Below are 15044 nucleotides of genomic sequence, written 5' to 3'. Positions count from 1 at the left end.
GTTGGATACCCGGCGAAGATTCTTTTCGCAGGACCATTGACTCCGCCAGGGTGGCCGACCTAGCTTCCGTGAAACCTTGTTGAAACCTTTCACGGCGCGATGAGTCCGGCGATGAGTCCGGGAGTCCACATCCCGCCGCCGTTGAGGAGTCCTTCATGCCCCAGTCCGACCCGGGCCCTGCCCCCGTTCTCGCGTTGCAGGACGTCTCCAAGTCCTTCGGCGCGGTACGGGCTCTCCAGGACGTCTCCCTGCAACTCTTCCCCGGTGAGGTCCACGCGCTCGCCGGGGAGAACGGCGCGGGCAAGTCCACGCTCATCAAGACCCTCGCCGGAGTGCACCGCCCCGACGCGGGCCAGGTGCTCCTGGACGGAGAGCCGGTGGTCTTCCACGGCCCCGCCGACGCCCGCGACGCCGGTATCGCCGTCATCTACCAGGAGCCCACGCTCTTCCCCGATCTCTCGATCGCCGAGAACATCTTCATGGGCCGCCAGCCGCGCCGCGCCCTGCGCCGCATCGACCGCGCGGCCGTGACCGCCGCCACCGCCGGCCTGATGCGCCGGCTCGGCGTCGACCTCGATCCCGGGCGTCCCGCCCGCGGTCTGTCCATCGCCGACCAGCAGATCGTCGAGATCGCCAAGGCGCTCTCCTTCGAGGCGCGCGTCCTGATCATGGACGAGCCGACCGCCGCGCTGACCGGCAGCGAGACCGCCCGGCTCTTCGCCGTGGTCGAGGCCCTGCGCGCCGAGGGCGCCGCGGTGCTGTTCATCTCGCACCGGCTCGCGGAGATCTTCGAGATCTGCCGGCGCGTGACCACGCTGCGCGACGGGCGCTGGGTCTCCACCGAACCCCTCGAAGGGCTCACGGAAGACGATCTCGTACGCCGCATGGTCGGCCGTGACCTCGGCGAGCTCTACCCCAAGCAGCAGACGGAGATCGGCGAGACGGCGCTGTCCGTACGCCGCCTCACCCGCGAAGGCGTCTTCCGTGACGTCTCCTTCGACGTACGCCGCGGCGAGATCGTCGCCCTGGCGGGACTCGTCGGCGCCGGACGCAGCGAGGTCGTCCAGGCCGTCTTCGGCGTGGACCGCGCGGACGCGGGCGAGGTCGAGGTGGACGGCAAGAAGCTGCCCGCCGGTTCGCCCACCGCCGCCATGGACGCCGGGATCGCGCTCGTACCCGAGGACAGGCGCCAGCGCGGACTGGTGATGGCGATGTCCATCGAGCGCAACATCGGCCTCACCGGCCTCGACAAGCTCGGCAAGGGCGGCATGGTGCGCCGCGCGCTGGAGCAGAGCCGCGCCGCCGACTGGGCGGTCAGACTCCAGCTCAAGTACAACAAGCTGTCCGACGAGGTGGGGGTCCTCTCCGGCGGCAACCAGCAGAAGGTGGTGCTCGCCAAATGGCTGGCCACCGAACCCGCCGTACTCATCGTGGACGAGCCCACCCGTGGCATCGACGTCGGCACCAAGGCCGAGGTCCACCGGCTGCTCTCCTCCCTCGCCGCCGAAGGACTCGCCGTGCTGATGGTCTCCTCCGACCTGCCGGAGGTGCTCGGCATGGCCGACCGCGTCCTCGTCATGCACGAGGGCCGGCTCGTCGCCGAGATCCCCCGCGATCAAGCCACCGAGGAGACCGTCATGGCCGCCGCCACCGGACTGGGCGGAAAGGAGGCGAAGGCAGCATGACCACCGCACTCGAAGAGACACCCACGCCCCCGACCACACCCGGATCCGGGCCCGCGCCGGAGAAGAGCGAGGCCCGGTCCCTCGTCGACACCGTGTTCCGCGCCCGCGAGATCAGCATCGGCGGCGCGCTCGTCCTGCTCGTCCTGTTCACCTGGATCGCCAACCCGTCCTTCCTGGACGAACAGGGCGTCAAGGACCTCCTGCTCAACTCCTCCATCCTGGTGCTGCTCGCCGTCGGCCAGTCCGTCGTCGTCCTCACCCGCAATATCGACCTGTCGGTCGGCTCGGTCGTCGGCCTGACCGCGTTCGCCTGCGGCAACTTCGCCTCCGGCACGGACCACAGCGCCTTCACCGTCGTCCTGCTCGGCATCGGACTCGGCATGGTGTGCGGCCTGGTCAGCGGCCTGCTCGTCAGCTTCGGCAAGGTGCCCGCGCTGGTGGTCACCCTCGGCATGCTGTACGTCATCCAGGGCATCGACCACGCCTGGGCGCACGGCGAGCAGATCAACGCCGCCAACGTCCCCGACGACGTGCTCTCGCTGGGCAGCGGCGCCATCCTCGGCATCCCGTATCTGCCGCTGATCTCCTTCGCCGTGCTCGCCGCCACCGCGTACTTCCTGCGCACCTACCGCAGCGGGCGCGAGCTGTACGCGATCGGCTCCAGCCCCGAGGCCGCGCGCCTCGCGGGCATCCCGATCCGCCGCCGCGTCCTCGCCGCGTACGTCTTCTCGGGCGCCGTCGCCGGATTCGCGGGCGCCCTCTGGCTCGCCCGCTTCGGCACCGTCGTCGCCGACGCGGCGAACGGCTGGGAACTCACCGTCGTCAGCGCCGTCGTCGTCGGCGGCGTCGCCATCACCGGCGGCGTCGGCTCCGTCTGGGGCGCCGCCCTCGGCGCGCTGCTGCTCACCACCATCACCAGCGCCCTGGTCGTCCTGAAGGTCGACTCCTTCTGGACGCAGGCCATCACCGGCGTACTGCTGCTCGCGGCCATCACCACCGACCGCGTCGTCAATGTGCGCACCACCAACGCGCTGAGGAAGAGGAGCCGGCGATGACCGCACTCACCAAATTTCTGCGCTGGGACAGCGTCGTCGGCATCCTGCTGATCTCCGTGTTCCTCGTCGGAACCGGCACCACCGACGGCTTCGCGGAGACCGCGAACCTCTCCGCGGCCCTGAACGACATCGCCGAAGTCGCCCTGATCGCCCTCCCGATGATCCTGCTGGTCGTCGCCGGGCAGGTGGACCTGTCCGTCGCCTCGATGCTCGGTCTGTCCAGCGCCCTGGCGGGCTCCCTGTGGGACGCGGGCTACACCTTCGAACTCATCGTGCCGATCTGTCTGCTGGTCGGCGCGGGCGGCGGATTCCTGAACGGCTGGCTGGTCACCCGGGTCGGGCTGCCCTCCCTCGCCGTCACCATCGGCACCCTCGCGCTCTTCCGGGGCCTGGCCCAGGTGATTCTCGGCACCAAGGCTGTCTCCGACTTCCCCGAGACGTACGCCCAGTGGGCGACGTACACCGAGACCGTGCCCGGCACCTTCATCCCGTATCCGATCGCGCTGTTCATCGTGCTCGCCGTGATCGCGGCCGTCGTGCTGCACTGCACCGGCTTCGGGCGCTCGCTGTTCGCCATCGGCGCGCAGGAGGACGCCGCGTACTTCGCCGGCATCCGGGTCAAGCGGATCAAGCTGGCGCTGTTCGTGGTCTCCGGAGTGATGGCGTCCTTCGCCGGAATCGTGTTCACCCTGCGCTACGGATCCGCCCGCGCCGACAACGGCATGGGCCTCGAACTCGTCGTCATCGCCTCCATTCTGCTCGGCGGAATCGACTTCGACGGCGGCAAGGGCACGCTCGGCGGCGCGGTCGCCGGGGTGCTGCTGATCGGGGTGCTGCGCAATCTGCTCACCCTCAACGATGTCTCCAACGAGATCCAGGTCGTCGTGACGGGACTGCTGCTCATCGCGTCCGTGCTCACTCCCCGGATCATCTCGGTGGTCTCCGAACGCCGCCACCGCCGGGCCGCCACCGCGGCCCCCTCCTGACCCCCCGCTCCACTCCCCCGCTCCCCCTCGTACACCGTCGTACGTCCCCGAAAGGCATCTCCATGCAGCTGCACTCCCGCACCCGCCGATCCACGCTCGCGGCAGCCTCCGCCGTCTGCGCCCTCGCCGTCACCCTGGCGGGCTGCTCCGGCACCACCAAGGACTCGGCGGCGGCCAAGGACGACACCGCGTCGAAGGCCTCGGGCGCCTCGGCCAACCCCGACGCCCCGCTGAAGAAGGGCCTGAAGCTCGCCTTCCTGCCCAAGCAGATCAACAACCCGTACGAGAAGATCGTCGACGAGGCGGGTATCGCGGCGGCCAAGGAGTTCGGGGGTGAGGCCAAGGAGGTCGGCCCGTCCGACGCCAGCGCGTCCTCCCAGGTCTCGTACATCAACACCCTGATCCAGCAGCGCCAGGACGCCATCCTCATCGCCGCCAACGACCCCAACGCGGTCTGCGGCCCGCTCAAGCAGGCGATGAAGCAGGACATCAAGGTCGTCGCCTACGACTCCGACACCGCCAAGGACTGCCGCCAGCTCTTCATCAACCAGGCCAGCTCCGAGGAGATCGGCCGCAGCCAGGTCCGCAACATCGCCAAGCAGCTCGGCAACAAGGGCGAGATCGCGATCCTCTCGGCCACCCAGAACGCGACGAACCAGAACGCCTGGATCGACTTCATGAAGGACGAGCTGACCAAGCCCGAGTACAAGGACATGAAGCTGGTCAAGGTCGCCTACGGAGACGACGACGACCAGAAGTCCTTCCAGGAGACCCAGGGCCTGCTCAAGGCGTACCCGAAGCTGAAGGGCATCATCTCGCCCACCACCGTCGGCATCGCCGCGGCAGCCCGCTACGTCAGCTCCTCCTCGTACAAGGGCAAGGTCGTCATCAACGGCCTCGGCACGCCCAACCAGATGCGCAAGTACGTCAAGGACGGCACGGTCGCCCAGTTCGCGCTGTGGAACCCGAAGGACCTCGGCTACCTCGGCGCGCACGCCGCGGCGGCCCTGGCTTCCGGCCAGATCACCGGCGCGGAGGGCGAGAAGTTCAAGGCCGGCAGGCTCGGCGAGTACACCATCGGCAAGGACGGCGAGGTCATCCTCGGCTCGCCCGCCGTCTTCGACGCGAAGAACATCGACCAGTTCAACTTCTGAGGTTCTGATGTCACCGATGCAGCGCGTCTGTTTTCTGCTGAAGGTCCGCCAGGACCGGCTCGATGAGTACCGGGAGCGGCACGCCGCTGTCTGGCCCGAAATGCTCGAAGCCCTCTCCGCGACCGGCTGGCACAACTACTCGCTCTTCCTGCGGGAGGACGGGCTGCTCGTCGGCTATCTGGAGACCGAGGACTTCGCCAAGGCCCAGAGCGCCATGGCGGCGACCGAGATCAACGCCCGCTGGCAGGCAGAGATGGGTGAGTTCTTCGAAGCGCTCGACGGCGAGAGGCCGGACGAGGCGATGAAGCCGCTCACCGAAGTGTTCCACCTCGCATAGTCGTATTTCTCTCAAGAGGAGCTACGCCATGAGACGCCCCCTGGCCGCCGTCGCGACAACGGCCGCCGCACTGATCTGCGCCGCAACCCTGCCCGGCACGGCCCAGGCGGCGGACCCCGCACCGGCGGTCAGGAAGGTCGCCGACACCTCGCTCGACTCCCAGGCCCTGTACTTCGTGTCGTACAACGGCCTGGTCAACAACAACTCGTTCCAGAAGAACGGGCTTCTGACCTACAAGGGCTACCAGTACGCCACCTGGTACACCGCCGACCGCAGCGCCGTGGTCGCACGGCGCGCGCTGGGCGCCACCGCCTGGCAGACGGTCAAGCTCGCGCACAAGCTGACCGTCAACGACTCCCACAACGTCATCTCCATGGGGATCTCGCGCGTCGACGGCCGGCTGCACCTCAACATGGACTCGCACAGCAACGGCTTCTTCTATGTGAAGTCGGAGGCCGGGCTCTTCGACAACCCGGCCTCACGCACCTGGGCGGCGAGCCGGTTCGGCGGCGTGCAGACCAGCCTCGACGGGGTGGGCCTCACGTCCCAGTTCACCTACCCGCAGTTCGTCGCCACACCGGAGGGCCGCCTCCAGCTCAGCTACCGCGTCGGCATCTCCGGCAACGGCCGCAACGCCCTCGCCGAGTACGACGGCTCGAAGTGGACCGCGCTCGGCGAGTGGACCAGCTCCACCGGTACGTACACCAGCGAGCACGGCTCCAGCACCGCCCGCAACATGTATCTGCACGGCATCGACTACAGCGGCGACGGGCGGCTGCACGCCTTCTTCACCTGGCGCGAGCAGAACAACGCCGTCATGTGCAACGGCGGTGGCATCACCAACCACGACACCGGCTATGTGTACTCGACCGACCGCGGCCGGACCTGGCGCAACGCGGCGGGCACGGTCGTCGGCTCCACCGGCGGCTCGGACCGGGTCGCGGTGAGCGACGCGGGCACCGTGGTCGACGCGCTCAACCCCGACCACTCGCTGATGAACCAGGAGAGCCAGGCCACCGACTCCACCGGCCTGCCGCACGCCATCATCAGCTACGTCCCCGGCCGCTTCGGCCAGTGCACCACCAACTACGTCAACGACCGCACCGCCAACGGCCGCGCCTTCCACCTCCGTAAAGACGCCGCGGGCGCGTGGAAGAAGACCGAGATACCGCTGCCGCTGAACTCCAGCCAGCGCACGCGGCTCGCCTTCGACAAGTACGACAACGCCTACGCCGTCTTCCCGTACGGCCGCATCGCCGCCGCGTCCAAGGCCTCCGGTTACACCGACTGGAAGACGCTGTTCGACGGGAGCGGGCTGAACGCCTTCGGCGAGGTCGTCGTGGACGAGACCCGCCTCGCCCAGGACGGCGTCCTGTCGATCATGTACCAGCAGAAGTCCAGCGGCACGACCCCGTCCGCGATCCGCGTCGTCGACTTCGCCCTGCCGTCATGAGCGGGCTGCGTACACCCGCCGTGGGGCGTCGGCCGCGCATCGGGCTCGTCGCCGGCGGGCTCGGCGCGTACTGGCCCCAGTTCCCCGAGCTGCTGCCCCAGCTGGAACGTTCCGCCGCCCGCGTCAGCGAGCGCATGCGCGGCTTCGACGCCGAGGTCGTGGACGTCGGCTTCATCTCCGACGCGGCCGAGGGCGCGGCGGCGGCCGAGAAACTGCGCGCCGCCGACTGCGACCTGATCCTCGGCTTCCTGACGACGTACATGACCGCGACCATGCTCGTGCCGATCGCACAGCGCAGCGGCGCACCCGTCCTGCTGATCAACCTCCAGCCCACCGAGGCGATGGACCACGCCTCCTTCGACACCGGCGCCTGGCTCGCGTACTGCGGCGTCTGCCCGCTGCCCGAGATGGCCAACACCTTCGAACGGGTCGGCGTGCCCTTCCGCTCGGTCTCCGGCCACCTGGAGGACGAGCGCGCCTGGCAGCGCATCGGCCGCTGGATACGGTCCGCGGGCGTACGGTCCGTGCTGCGCAACGGCAGGCACGGGCTGATGGGCCACCTCTACCCGGGCATGTACGACGTGTCCACCGACCTGACGATGGTCCCGGGCAACCTCGGCGGCCATGTCGAAGTCCTCGAATTCGACGATCTGCGGGTACGGGTCGAGCAGGTGAAGGACGGCGAGGTGGAGGCGAAGCTCGCCGAGACCCGGGAGGTCTTCGAGCTCGCGGATTCCGTCGTGCCGGAGGATCTGACCTGGGCGGCCCGGGTCTCCGTCGGCCTGGACCGGCTGGTCGCCGACTTCGACCTCGACTCGCTCGCGTACTACCACCGGGGTCTGGACGGCGAGGTCCACGAGAAGCTCGGCGCCGGGATGATCCTCGGCTCCTCGCTGCTCACCGCGCGCGGGATCCCCGCCTGCGGCGAGTACGAGCTGCGTACGTCCCTGGCCATGCTGATCGCGGACCGGCTGGGCGCGGGCGGCTCCTTCACCGAGCTCCAGGCGCTGAATTTCCGGGACGGCGTGGTCGAGATGGGCCACGACGGCCCCGGCCATCTCGCCATCAGCGAGCGCAAGCCGCTGCTGCGCGGCCTCGGTGTCTACCACGGCAAACGCGGCTGGGGCGTCTCGGTGGAGTTCGACGTCAAGCGCGGCCCCGTCACGCTGCTCGGGCTCGGCCAGACACGCGACGGAAAGTACAAGCTCATCGCGTCCGAAGGTAGGGTGGTCGGCGGTCCGCTGCTGGAGATCGGCAACACCACCTCGCGCGTCGACTTCGGATGCGACCCTGGTGAATGGACCGATGCGTGGAGCGCCAGCGGAGTCGCCCACCACTGGGCGCTCGCGACCGGCCACCTCGTGCCCGATCTGCGGGCGCTGGCCGATTTGACCGGCCTGGAGCTCGTGGAGGTCAGTGCCTGATGGCATCGTCGGTGGGAATCAAGGACGTCGCCCGTATCGCCGGGGTGTCCGTCGGCACGGTCTCGAACGTCATCAACCGGCCGGAATCGGTGGCCGACGAGACCCGGGCGCGCGTCCTGTCCGCCATCGACCGGCTCGGTTACGTACGCAGCGAGAGCGCCCGGCAGCTGCGGGCCGGGCGCTCGCGCATCATGGCGCTGCTCGTCCTCGACATGGGCAACCCCTTCTTCGTGGATGTGGCACGCGGCGCGGAGCGGGCGGCGCGCGAGGCGGGGCTGGGCGTGATGGTGTGCAACAGCGCGCAGAGCCCCTCGGAGGAGGCCGACTATCTGTCGCTCTTCGCCGAGCAGCGGGTGCGCGGTGTGCTACTCACACCGGCCGACGCGTCGGGCCGCAACCTCGACTCCTTCCGTCGGCACAACATTCCCTTCGTGCTGGTCGACCGGGTGTCCGAGGGCACCACGGAGTGCTCCGTATCGGTGGACGACGTGGCGGGCGGGGCGCTGGCCCTGCGCCATCTGGTGGACGCCGGGCACCGCTCGATCGCGTTCGTCAGCGGCCCGCCGCATCTGAAGCAGGTCAGGGACCGCCGCGAGGGGGCGCTGGCCGCGCTGGCGCAGGCGGGACTGCCCGCCGGGGTGCTGCGGGAGATCCCGACGGAGCGTCAGGACGTGGCGGCGGGGCGGGACGCGGGTGCCAGGCTGCTGGGCCTGGGCGACCGGCCCACGGCGGTCTTCTGCGCGAACGATCTGCTGGCGCTGGGCGTGCTGCAGGCGCTGTACGCGGCCGGGGTGAGCGTTCCCGACGATCTGGCGATAGTCGGCTACGACGACATCGAGTTCGCGGCCGCAGCGGCGGTGCCGCTGACGTCGGTGCGCCAGCCCGCCGTGACCATGGGCGCGCTGGCGGCGGAACTGCTGCTGGAGGAGACGGAAGCCGCCACCGCCGCGTCGCATGAGCACCGGCGGGTGGTGCTGCAGCCGGAGCTGGTGGTGCGGGGTTCCAGCCGCGTCACCCGCTGAGTCAGACGGCAGCAGCGACAAGCAGCACGAACGACGCAAGGGTGAAGAGCGTACGCACGAGGTGGAGGCGGTTCCAGCCGGGCTCGAAGGCCGCGCGGGTCTCGGCGGCCGGGGCGGCCGGGGCCGACTCGGCCGCGGCGAGGGCGTCGTTCAGCGGGATGTTGCCGCCCATGGTGACGAGGTGGTTGAGGACGGCGCAGACCAGCCCCGCGCACATCAGCCAGAACTGAGTGGTGGTACGCCCGTCGACAGGGATGGCGAGGGCAGCGCCCGGGAACACGACGATCCCCGCGAAAACCACCAGGAAGACGCCACGCGGCACGGTCTCGTTGAGACGGCTCATGACGGGCACGAACTGCTCGTCCGGCAGCCGGGCGAGACCGGGCATGATGCCGGTGAGGAAGATCAGCATGAAGCCCGCGTAGAGGCCTGTGGAGATGATGGCGAGGGCGAGGAGAAGGGTGGCCATGGCGCACATCATGGCGCGGCGGCAGGCCGGCGCAGCGACCTTTCGGCTGATCAGTCGCCGCGCCGCGCCACCTGCTTCTCACCCCTCCATGCGCTGGGCCTGCCCAATGGCATCGGCGAGCTGACGCACCGCGCTGTCCTCGGTCGCGGCGGCGAGCTTGCGGGCCCGCGAGGCGAGCTCACTGAGCCCCGGCGCTCCGGGCATCGAGCTGCCCCGCAGTGATTCGGCGAAGTACGCCGCCACGGCGGTGACTTGGAGCCGCTTGGAGGAGCCGTCCCAGAGCGCGCCGTCGACGGCGTCCGTCTCGATCGAGCCGGTCTTCTCATGCGGTGCGCGCGTCTTCGGATCGAGCCAGCGCACGGTGGCGGTGGCGAGATGGCCGCTCGCGCCCTCCCGGAGTCGTACGGCATACAGCGCCGTCACCGTATGGCCGGGGCCCACCTCGCCGCCGTCCACCCCGTCGTCGCGGAAGTCCTCGTCGGCGACGGCGCGGTTCTCGTATCCGAGGAGCCGGAACTGACGGACGGTCTGCTGGTCGAAGGCGACCTGCGCCTTGGCGTCGCGGGCGCGCAGCTCGATATTGGCGGGCAGCTGGTCGACGAAGACCTTCCTGGCCTGCTCGCTGGTGGACACATAGGTGGTGTGCCCGTCGCCCTTGTCGGCGAGCCGCTCCATGAGCGCGTCGCCGTACTCGCTGCCGACGCCGACGCCGAAGAGGGTGATGCCGTACTCGCGGCGGGCGTCGTCAATCGTGTCGAGGATCGCGTCGGCCTCGGTCTCGCCGGTGTTGGCGAGGGCGTCGGAGAGGAGCACGACCCGGTTGGTGGCACCGCGCCTGCGCCCGTCGACGGCCTCCTCGTAACCGGTCCGTACGCCCGCCTCGACATTGGTGGAGTCGGTCGGCTCCAGGTCGTTGATCACCGAGTGCACCCGGTCGCGGTCGCCTTCGCTGTCGAGCTTGGTCATCGGGAGGCGGGTCTCGGCCTCGTCGCTGAAGGTGACGATGGCGATCGAGTCGTTGTCGCGCAGCTCGTCGGTGAGGATGCCCAGCGACTCCTTGACGAGGTCGAGCCGGCCGGGTTCGGCCATGGAGCCGGAGATGTCGATGACGAAGGTGAGGGCGGCGGGGGGCCGTTCGCCGGTGCGGTCGGAGGGCCGGGTGGACAGTCCGACGCGTACGAGAGACCAGTCGTCGCCACTGCTGCTGTCGGCGCGGGGGCGGGCTCCGTCGACGGTCACCGAGAAGCCGTCGCCCTTGGGCCTCGGGTAGTCCTGCCGGAAGCTGTTGATGAACTCCTCGGGCCGGATGTCGCTCGGCTCGGGCTGTTTTCCGTCGGAGAGGGTGCGACGGGCGTAGCCGTACGAGGCGGTGTCCACGTCCAGCGCGAAGGTCGACAGATAGTCGGCGGGCGCCCTGAAGCCCTGGTCCTCATCACTTTCCTGCTCCCCCTCCTTCGCACCGTCCGCCCGCTCCTCGGCACCGTCCGCCCGCTCCGCCGGCGCTCCGCCACCCCCGTCCGGCGCTACCAGCCCGGGCTTCGGTTTTCCTTCGCCGGAGGTGGCACTGTCGGCCGTACCGGCGCCGCTGCAACCGGCGGTAAGGAGCACACCACCGGCCAGCAGCGCGGCCAGCGCTCCCCTGTACGTCGTTGTCCGGAGTTTCATCTGTCCCCTGTCCCCTGTCCCCCTGGATCGTCAGCACTTGTCACTGTGACGTTCGCGAGGGCGGGCAGGACCGGCCGAAGGAGTTGCGGATGAGTCTCGATGCGGCAACAGCGCGACGACGGGGCGACTGCGACGGGGCATCTACGGGTGTGAGCCCGCGGTCTCCGAGCGGAAACCGTGGCCGAGTTCCGGGCGGTCCGCGAGATTGGCGACGGTGTGGCCGAGCGCCCAGAGCGAGGAGATGGGGGCGAGGTTGGCCGTGCCGTCCAGGTTCTCGGTGGTGAGGAGGGCGACGGCGGTCCCGAAGTACAGAATGCCCGGGGAAATGACTGTGGTGACGGTCGGAATCGTGGCGCTTGTCGCAGGACGCTAGAGCGCCGGCACTTCGGTGACCGCCGAAGTGTCGACCGCCCAGAATGGATGTATGAGCCAGCCTCAGCCTCAGCCTCAGCCTCAGCCTCCAAGCATGACGGTGGGCAGCGTCACCGGCCCCGACCTCGCCTCGCTGGCAGCTCTGCTGGCCGACCGCACCCGGGCGGCGATGTGCCTGGCCCTGCTCGACGGACGCGCCTGGACAGCGACCGAGCTGGCCCGGCATGCCGGGGTCGCGCCCTCAACGGCCACCGGCCATCTTCATAAACTGGTCGGGGGCGGACTGCTGACGGAGGAGCGGCAGGGACGGCACCGCTATGTACGCCTCTCAGGACCCGCCACCGCGGAGATGATCGAATGCCTGGCCTCGCACGCTCCTCTGCAGACCGTCCCGATCCGATCACTGTCCGACGCCCACCGCCGCCGCGCCCTGGCGCACGCCCGGACCTGCTACGACCACCTGGCGGGCACCGTCGCCGTCGCGATCACCGACGCGATGACCGAGCGGACCCTGCTGACCTGGGACTACGGGCCTGCGCTCACGGATGGGGGCAAGACCTGGCTGCGCGAGCTGGGCATTGACGACCACCGTCCCCGCGGCTCCAGACGCGCTCATATCCGCAGCTGCCTCGACTGGACGGAACGGCGCGCGCACCTGGCGGGCGCCGTGGGCGCCGCGCTCTTCCAGCACGCCCTCGACGACGGCTGGGTCACCCGCAAGGGCACGACCCGCGTGATCGCCGTGACGGACAGAGGACGTGCCGTACTGCGGCAGCAGCTGGGCCTCGGGGAAGCGGTACTGAACGCTCCCGCCGACTGGTCTTAGGCCAGTCTTAGGCCACGTCCGCCATCGCGCTCTGGCGGCCGGGCACGGCACATCGTTAGCGTACGTCGTCGGCCTCGTTGAACTGAGGAGACCTCGCATGGACATGGACAGGCCCTTACCTCTCGTACTGGACCCCACTGGCCGTAACCGTCGCGCCGAAGAAGCCGAACTACATACCGGCGGCCCGGCCACCCTCGTAGACATACTCGGCGTACAGGCCTGGTCGGTGAGCGACCCCGCCCTGCTGACCCGACTCCTGACCGACCCGCGCGTCTCCAAGGACGCCAGACGGCACTGGCCGCGATTCATCAATGGCGAGATCACCGGCACCTGGCCCCTGGCCCTGTGGGCCAGCGTCACCAATATGTTCACCGCCTACGGCACAGACCACCGGCGGCTGCGCCGCCTGATCAGCTCCGCGTTCACCGCGCGCCGCACCTCGGCGATGGTCCCGCGTATCGAGCAGCTCACCCAGGCCCTGCTGGACAATCTGGCGGCCACTCCGCCAGGCGAAGTCATCGACCTGCGCGAGCACTTCGCCTACCCTCTGCCCATCCAGGTCATCGGCGAACTCATGGGCCTGCCCGCCCACGCCGTACCGAGCTTCCGCACCATGGTCGACGGAGTTTTCGACACCACCCTGACCGTCGAACAGGCCATGGCCAACAACGAGGCGCTGTACGGCATCATGAGCGAACTCGTCGCGGCCAAACGGGACCGGCCCGGCAACGACATGACCTCCGCCCTGATCGCCGCCCGCGACGACAGCGAGGAAGGCGACGGATCCGCTCTCGCCGAGCAGGAAGTCCTGGACACCCTCCTGCTGGTCGTCAGCGCCGGTTACGAGACCACGGTCAACCTCCTGGACCAGGCCGTCACGGCCCTGCTCACCCACCCCGACCAGCTCGCCCACCTGCGCGAGGGCCGGGCGACCTGGAACGACGTCATCGAGGAGTCCCTGCGCTACGAAGCCCCGGTCGCCCACCTGCCCCTGCGCTACGCCGTCGAGGACATCGCCCTCCCCGACGGCGGCGTCGTGATCCGCAAGGGCGAGGCGATCCTCGCTTCGTACGCCGCGGCCGGCCGCCACCCCGCCCTGCACGGCGACACGGCGGACCGGTTCGACCTCATCCGTACGGACAAGCAGCACCTGGCCTTCGGCTACGGCGTCCACTTCTGCCTCGGCGCCCCACTGGCCCGCGCCGAGGCCGCCGCCGCGCTTCCCGCCCTCTTCAAGCGCTTCCCGGACCTCCGCCTCGCGGTCCCTGCCGATTCCCTCGAACCGGCCGCCAGCCTCATCGCCAATGGCCACCGCACGCTGCCCGTACACCTGACACCGGTTACGTGACCGGCCACGTAACCGGGCCCGCTTCTGCCCCACAGGCACCGCCGTACCGCAGAATGAAGCGTGAGCGAACGAGCCCGCCCCTTCCGACTGTGGGTCCGCCCGATAACGGCGCGCGATCCCGCCGAGCCGCACCGCGGGGCCACCCCGCTTGAGCTGCTGTTCGACCTGTGCTTCGTCGTCGCCGTCGCCCAGGTGGCCGCGCAGCTCCACCATGCGGTGAGCGAGGACCACGCCTCGACGGCGATCCTCAGCTACTTCGCCGTGTTCTTCGCCATCTGGTGGGCCTGGATGGGCTTCACCTGGTTCGCGTCGGCGTACGACATCGACGACGTGCCGTACCGGCTGGCCACCTTCGTCCAGATCGCCGGGATCCTCGTCCTCGCTTCCGGCGTGCCGCGCGCCTTCGAGCACCATGACTTCACCATGCCCGTCGTCGGCTACACCATCATGCGCCTGGCCCTGATCTCGCAGTGGCTGCGGGCGGCCCGGGCCCACCCGGAAAGCAGGGCGACGACGGTGCGTTACGCCGTCAGAATCGCCGTCATCCAGTGTGCCTGGATCGGCTGGCTCTTCCTGCCGGCCGACATGCGAATGCCGGTCTTCGCACTTCTGGCGCTCTGCGACACCGCCGTCCCGGTCTGGGCCGAGACCGCCGGGGGGACGGCCTGGCATCCGCATCACATCGCCGAACGGTTCGGGCTGTTCACCCTGATCGTCCTGGGCGAGTCGGTGCTGGCGGCGACCACGGCCGTACAGCAGGCTCTGGACGCGCGGGAGGCGACCGCCGGCCTCTACGCCGTGGCGGCGGGCGGCCTGCTCATTGTCCTGTCGCTGTGGTGGCTCTACTTCGCCAAGCCCGCCGCCCGCTTTCTGACCTCCAACCGGGCAGCGTTCCCCTGGGGTTACGGCCACTACCTGATCTTCGGCTCGGCGGCAGCGGTCGGCGCGGGCCTGGCGGTGAACGTCGACCACGCCACGCACCACACAGAGATCTCCCGCACCGCCGCGGGCGCGGCGGTGACAGTGCCAGTGGCGGTCTTCCTGCTGGTCCTCTATCTGCTGCACATCCGCCCGCACCACGCCCTGGCCGCACACGCGCTGCTGATGCCGGGCACCGCAGCGGTGGTCCTCGCCCTCACCTTCACCGGCATTCCGGTGCTTGGCACGGGCCTGGCGGTGGCCGCGCTGGCGGCAGTGTCCGTGACGCTGGCCCAGGGGGTCGAAGCTCACCAAGATCGCTGATGACTG

At 69.7% G+C, this 15044-nt stretch carries 13 protein-coding genes and 1 pseudogene; 11 read left to right on the top strand and 3 right to left on the bottom strand.

The features are described 5' to 3' along the window. Nucleotides 1-155: 155 nt before the first annotated feature. The 8 genes from ACIHCQ_RS09095 to ACIHCQ_RS09060 all read left to right on the top strand — a co-directional run bounded on the left by ACIHCQ_RS09095 (nucleotide 156) and on the right by ACIHCQ_RS09060 (nucleotide 9116). Entirely contained in the window at nucleotides 156-1685 is a 1530-nt protein-coding gene (locus tag ACIHCQ_RS09095; protein ID WP_399659347.1) for a sugar ABC transporter ATP-binding protein, read from the top strand. Then, entirely contained in the window at nucleotides 1682-2740 is a 1059-nt protein-coding gene (locus tag ACIHCQ_RS09090; RefSeq protein WP_399659344.1) for an ABC transporter permease, read from the top strand. The genes ACIHCQ_RS09095 and ACIHCQ_RS09090 overlap by 4 nt, the downstream gene beginning before the upstream one ends. Then, entirely contained in the window at nucleotides 2737-3726 is a 990-nt protein-coding gene (locus ACIHCQ_RS09085; protein WP_399659341.1) for an ABC transporter permease, read from the top strand. Before ACIHCQ_RS09090 ends, ACIHCQ_RS09085 begins: the two co-directional genes overlap by 4 nt. Before the next feature lie 62 nt (nucleotides 3727-3788). After that, nucleotides 3789-4880 (top strand): rhamnose ABC transporter substrate-binding protein, encoded by a 1092-nt coding sequence (gene rhaS / locus ACIHCQ_RS09080; protein ID WP_399659338.1) that lies wholly within the window; start codon nucleotides 3789-3791, stop codon nucleotides 4878-4880. A gap of 16 nt (nucleotides 4881-4896) precedes the next feature. After that, a complete protein-coding gene (locus ACIHCQ_RS09075; protein ID WP_399659334.1) occupies nucleotides 4897-5217 on the top strand; it encodes an L-rhamnose mutarotase in 321 nt (106 codons plus the stop codon). Between the two features lie 28 nt (nucleotides 5218-5245). Further along, the gene (locus ACIHCQ_RS09070) at nucleotides 5246-6670 is read left to right on the top strand and encodes a BNR repeat-containing protein (protein WP_399659332.1); all 1425 of its coding nucleotides are present in this window, start codon (nucleotides 5246-5248) and stop codon (nucleotides 6668-6670) included. Then, complete coding sequence (locus ACIHCQ_RS09065) at nucleotides 6667-8094, top strand: arabinose isomerase (RefSeq protein ID WP_399659329.1); 1428 nt, start codon at nucleotides 6667-6669, stop codon at nucleotides 8092-8094. Before ACIHCQ_RS09070 ends, ACIHCQ_RS09065 begins: the two co-directional genes overlap by 4 nt. Further along, nucleotides 8094-9116 carry a LacI family DNA-binding transcriptional regulator gene (locus ACIHCQ_RS09060; protein ID WP_399659326.1) on the top strand — a complete coding sequence of 341 codons (1023 nt, stop codon included), beginning with the start codon at nucleotides 8094-8096 and terminating at the stop codon, nucleotides 9114-9116. The genes ACIHCQ_RS09065 and ACIHCQ_RS09060 overlap by 1 nt, the downstream gene beginning before the upstream one ends. 1 nt (nucleotide 9117) lies before the next feature. Here the strand turns inward: ACIHCQ_RS09060 and ACIHCQ_RS09055 are convergent, their stop codons facing one another. From ACIHCQ_RS09055 to ACIHCQ_RS09045, 3 genes and pseudogenes are all read right to left on the bottom strand, one after another. Then, nucleotides 9118-9585: a DUF1772 domain-containing protein gene (locus ACIHCQ_RS09055; protein ID WP_399659323.1), complete on the bottom strand. Its 468-nt coding sequence runs from the start codon at nucleotides 9583-9585 to the stop codon at nucleotides 9118-9120. A gap of 78 nt (nucleotides 9586-9663) precedes the next feature. Continuing rightward, entirely contained in the window at nucleotides 9664-11250 is a 1587-nt protein-coding gene (locus ACIHCQ_RS09050; protein ID WP_399659320.1) for a von Willebrand factor type A domain-containing protein, read from the bottom strand. A gap of 183 nt (nucleotides 11251-11433) precedes the next feature. After that, nucleotides 11434-11598 (bottom strand): annotated as a pseudogene (locus ACIHCQ_RS09045) (flavin reductase family protein); the annotation flags it as partial. A 118-nt stretch (nucleotides 11599-11716) separates the two neighbouring features. On the opposite strand from ACIHCQ_RS09045, the gene ACIHCQ_RS09040 reads away from it, so the two are divergent. The 3 genes from ACIHCQ_RS09040 to ACIHCQ_RS09030 all read left to right on the top strand — a co-directional run bounded on the left by ACIHCQ_RS09040 (nucleotide 11717) and on the right by ACIHCQ_RS09030 (nucleotide 15038). Next, entirely contained in the window at nucleotides 11717-12448 is a 732-nt protein-coding gene (locus ACIHCQ_RS09040; RefSeq protein WP_399659317.1) for an ArsR/SmtB family transcription factor, read from the top strand. Between the two features lie 103 nt (nucleotides 12449-12551). Next, nucleotides 12552-13796, top strand: coding sequence for a cytochrome P450 (locus tag ACIHCQ_RS09035; RefSeq protein ID WP_399659991.1), 1245 nt, complete (start codon nucleotides 12552-12554; stop codon nucleotides 13794-13796). A gap of 60 nt (nucleotides 13797-13856) precedes the next feature. Further along, the gene (locus ACIHCQ_RS09030; RefSeq protein ID WP_399659315.1) at nucleotides 13857-15038 is read left to right on the top strand and encodes a low temperature requirement protein A; all 1182 of its coding nucleotides are present in this window, start codon (nucleotides 13857-13859) and stop codon (nucleotides 15036-15038) included. The last annotated feature ends 6 nt before the right edge of the window (nucleotides 15039-15044 follow it).

This window comes from Streptomyces sp. NPDC052236, from assembly GCF_044548015.1.
In the GTDB taxonomy this organism is placed as follows: Bacteria; Actinomycetota; Actinomycetes; order Streptomycetales; family Streptomycetaceae; genus Streptomyces.
The sequence above is the reverse complement of the archived record's forward strand: the minus strand, read 5'-3'. Positions and strand labels throughout refer to the sequence as shown.

Excerpts from the sequence above, each read along its gene's own strand:
- ACIHCQ_RS09095 (WP_399659347.1), top strand. The coding sequence starts at position 156 with ATGCCCCAGTCCGACCCGGGCCCTGCCCCCGTTCTCGCGTTGCAGGAC.
- ACIHCQ_RS09050 (WP_399659320.1), bottom strand. The coding sequence starts at position 11,250 with ATGAAACTCCGGACAACGACGTACAGGGGAGCGCTGGCCGCGCTGCTG.
- ACIHCQ_RS09070 (WP_399659332.1), top strand. The coding sequence starts at position 5,246 with ATGAGACGCCCCCTGGCCGCCGTCGCGACAACGGCCGCCGCACTGATC.
- ACIHCQ_RS09065 (WP_399659329.1), top strand. The coding sequence starts at position 6,667 with ATGAGCGGGCTGCGTACACCCGCCGTGGGGCGTCGGCCGCGCATCGGG.
- ACIHCQ_RS09035 (WP_399659991.1), top strand. The coding sequence starts at position 12,552 with ATGGACAGGCCCTTACCTCTCGTACTGGACCCCACTGGCCGTAACCGT.
- ACIHCQ_RS09075 (WP_399659334.1), top strand. The coding sequence starts at position 4,897 with ATGCAGCGCGTCTGTTTTCTGCTGAAGGTCCGCCAGGACCGGCTCGAT.
- ACIHCQ_RS09060 (WP_399659326.1), top strand. The coding sequence starts at position 8,094 with ATGGCATCGTCGGTGGGAATCAAGGACGTCGCCCGTATCGCCGGGGTG.
- rhaS (WP_399659338.1), top strand. The coding sequence starts at position 3,789 with ATGCAGCTGCACTCCCGCACCCGCCGATCCACGCTCGCGGCAGCCTCC.
- ACIHCQ_RS09090 (WP_399659344.1), top strand. The coding sequence starts at position 1,682 with ATGACCACCGCACTCGAAGAGACACCCACGCCCCCGACCACACCCGGA.
- ACIHCQ_RS09040 (WP_399659317.1), top strand. The coding sequence starts at position 11,717 with ATGACGGTGGGCAGCGTCACCGGCCCCGACCTCGCCTCGCTGGCAGCT.
- ACIHCQ_RS09055 (WP_399659323.1), bottom strand. The coding sequence starts at position 9,585 with ATGGCCACCCTTCTCCTCGCCCTCGCCATCATCTCCACAGGCCTCTAC.
- ACIHCQ_RS09085 (WP_399659341.1), top strand. The coding sequence starts at position 2,737 with ATGACCGCACTCACCAAATTTCTGCGCTGGGACAGCGTCGTCGGCATC.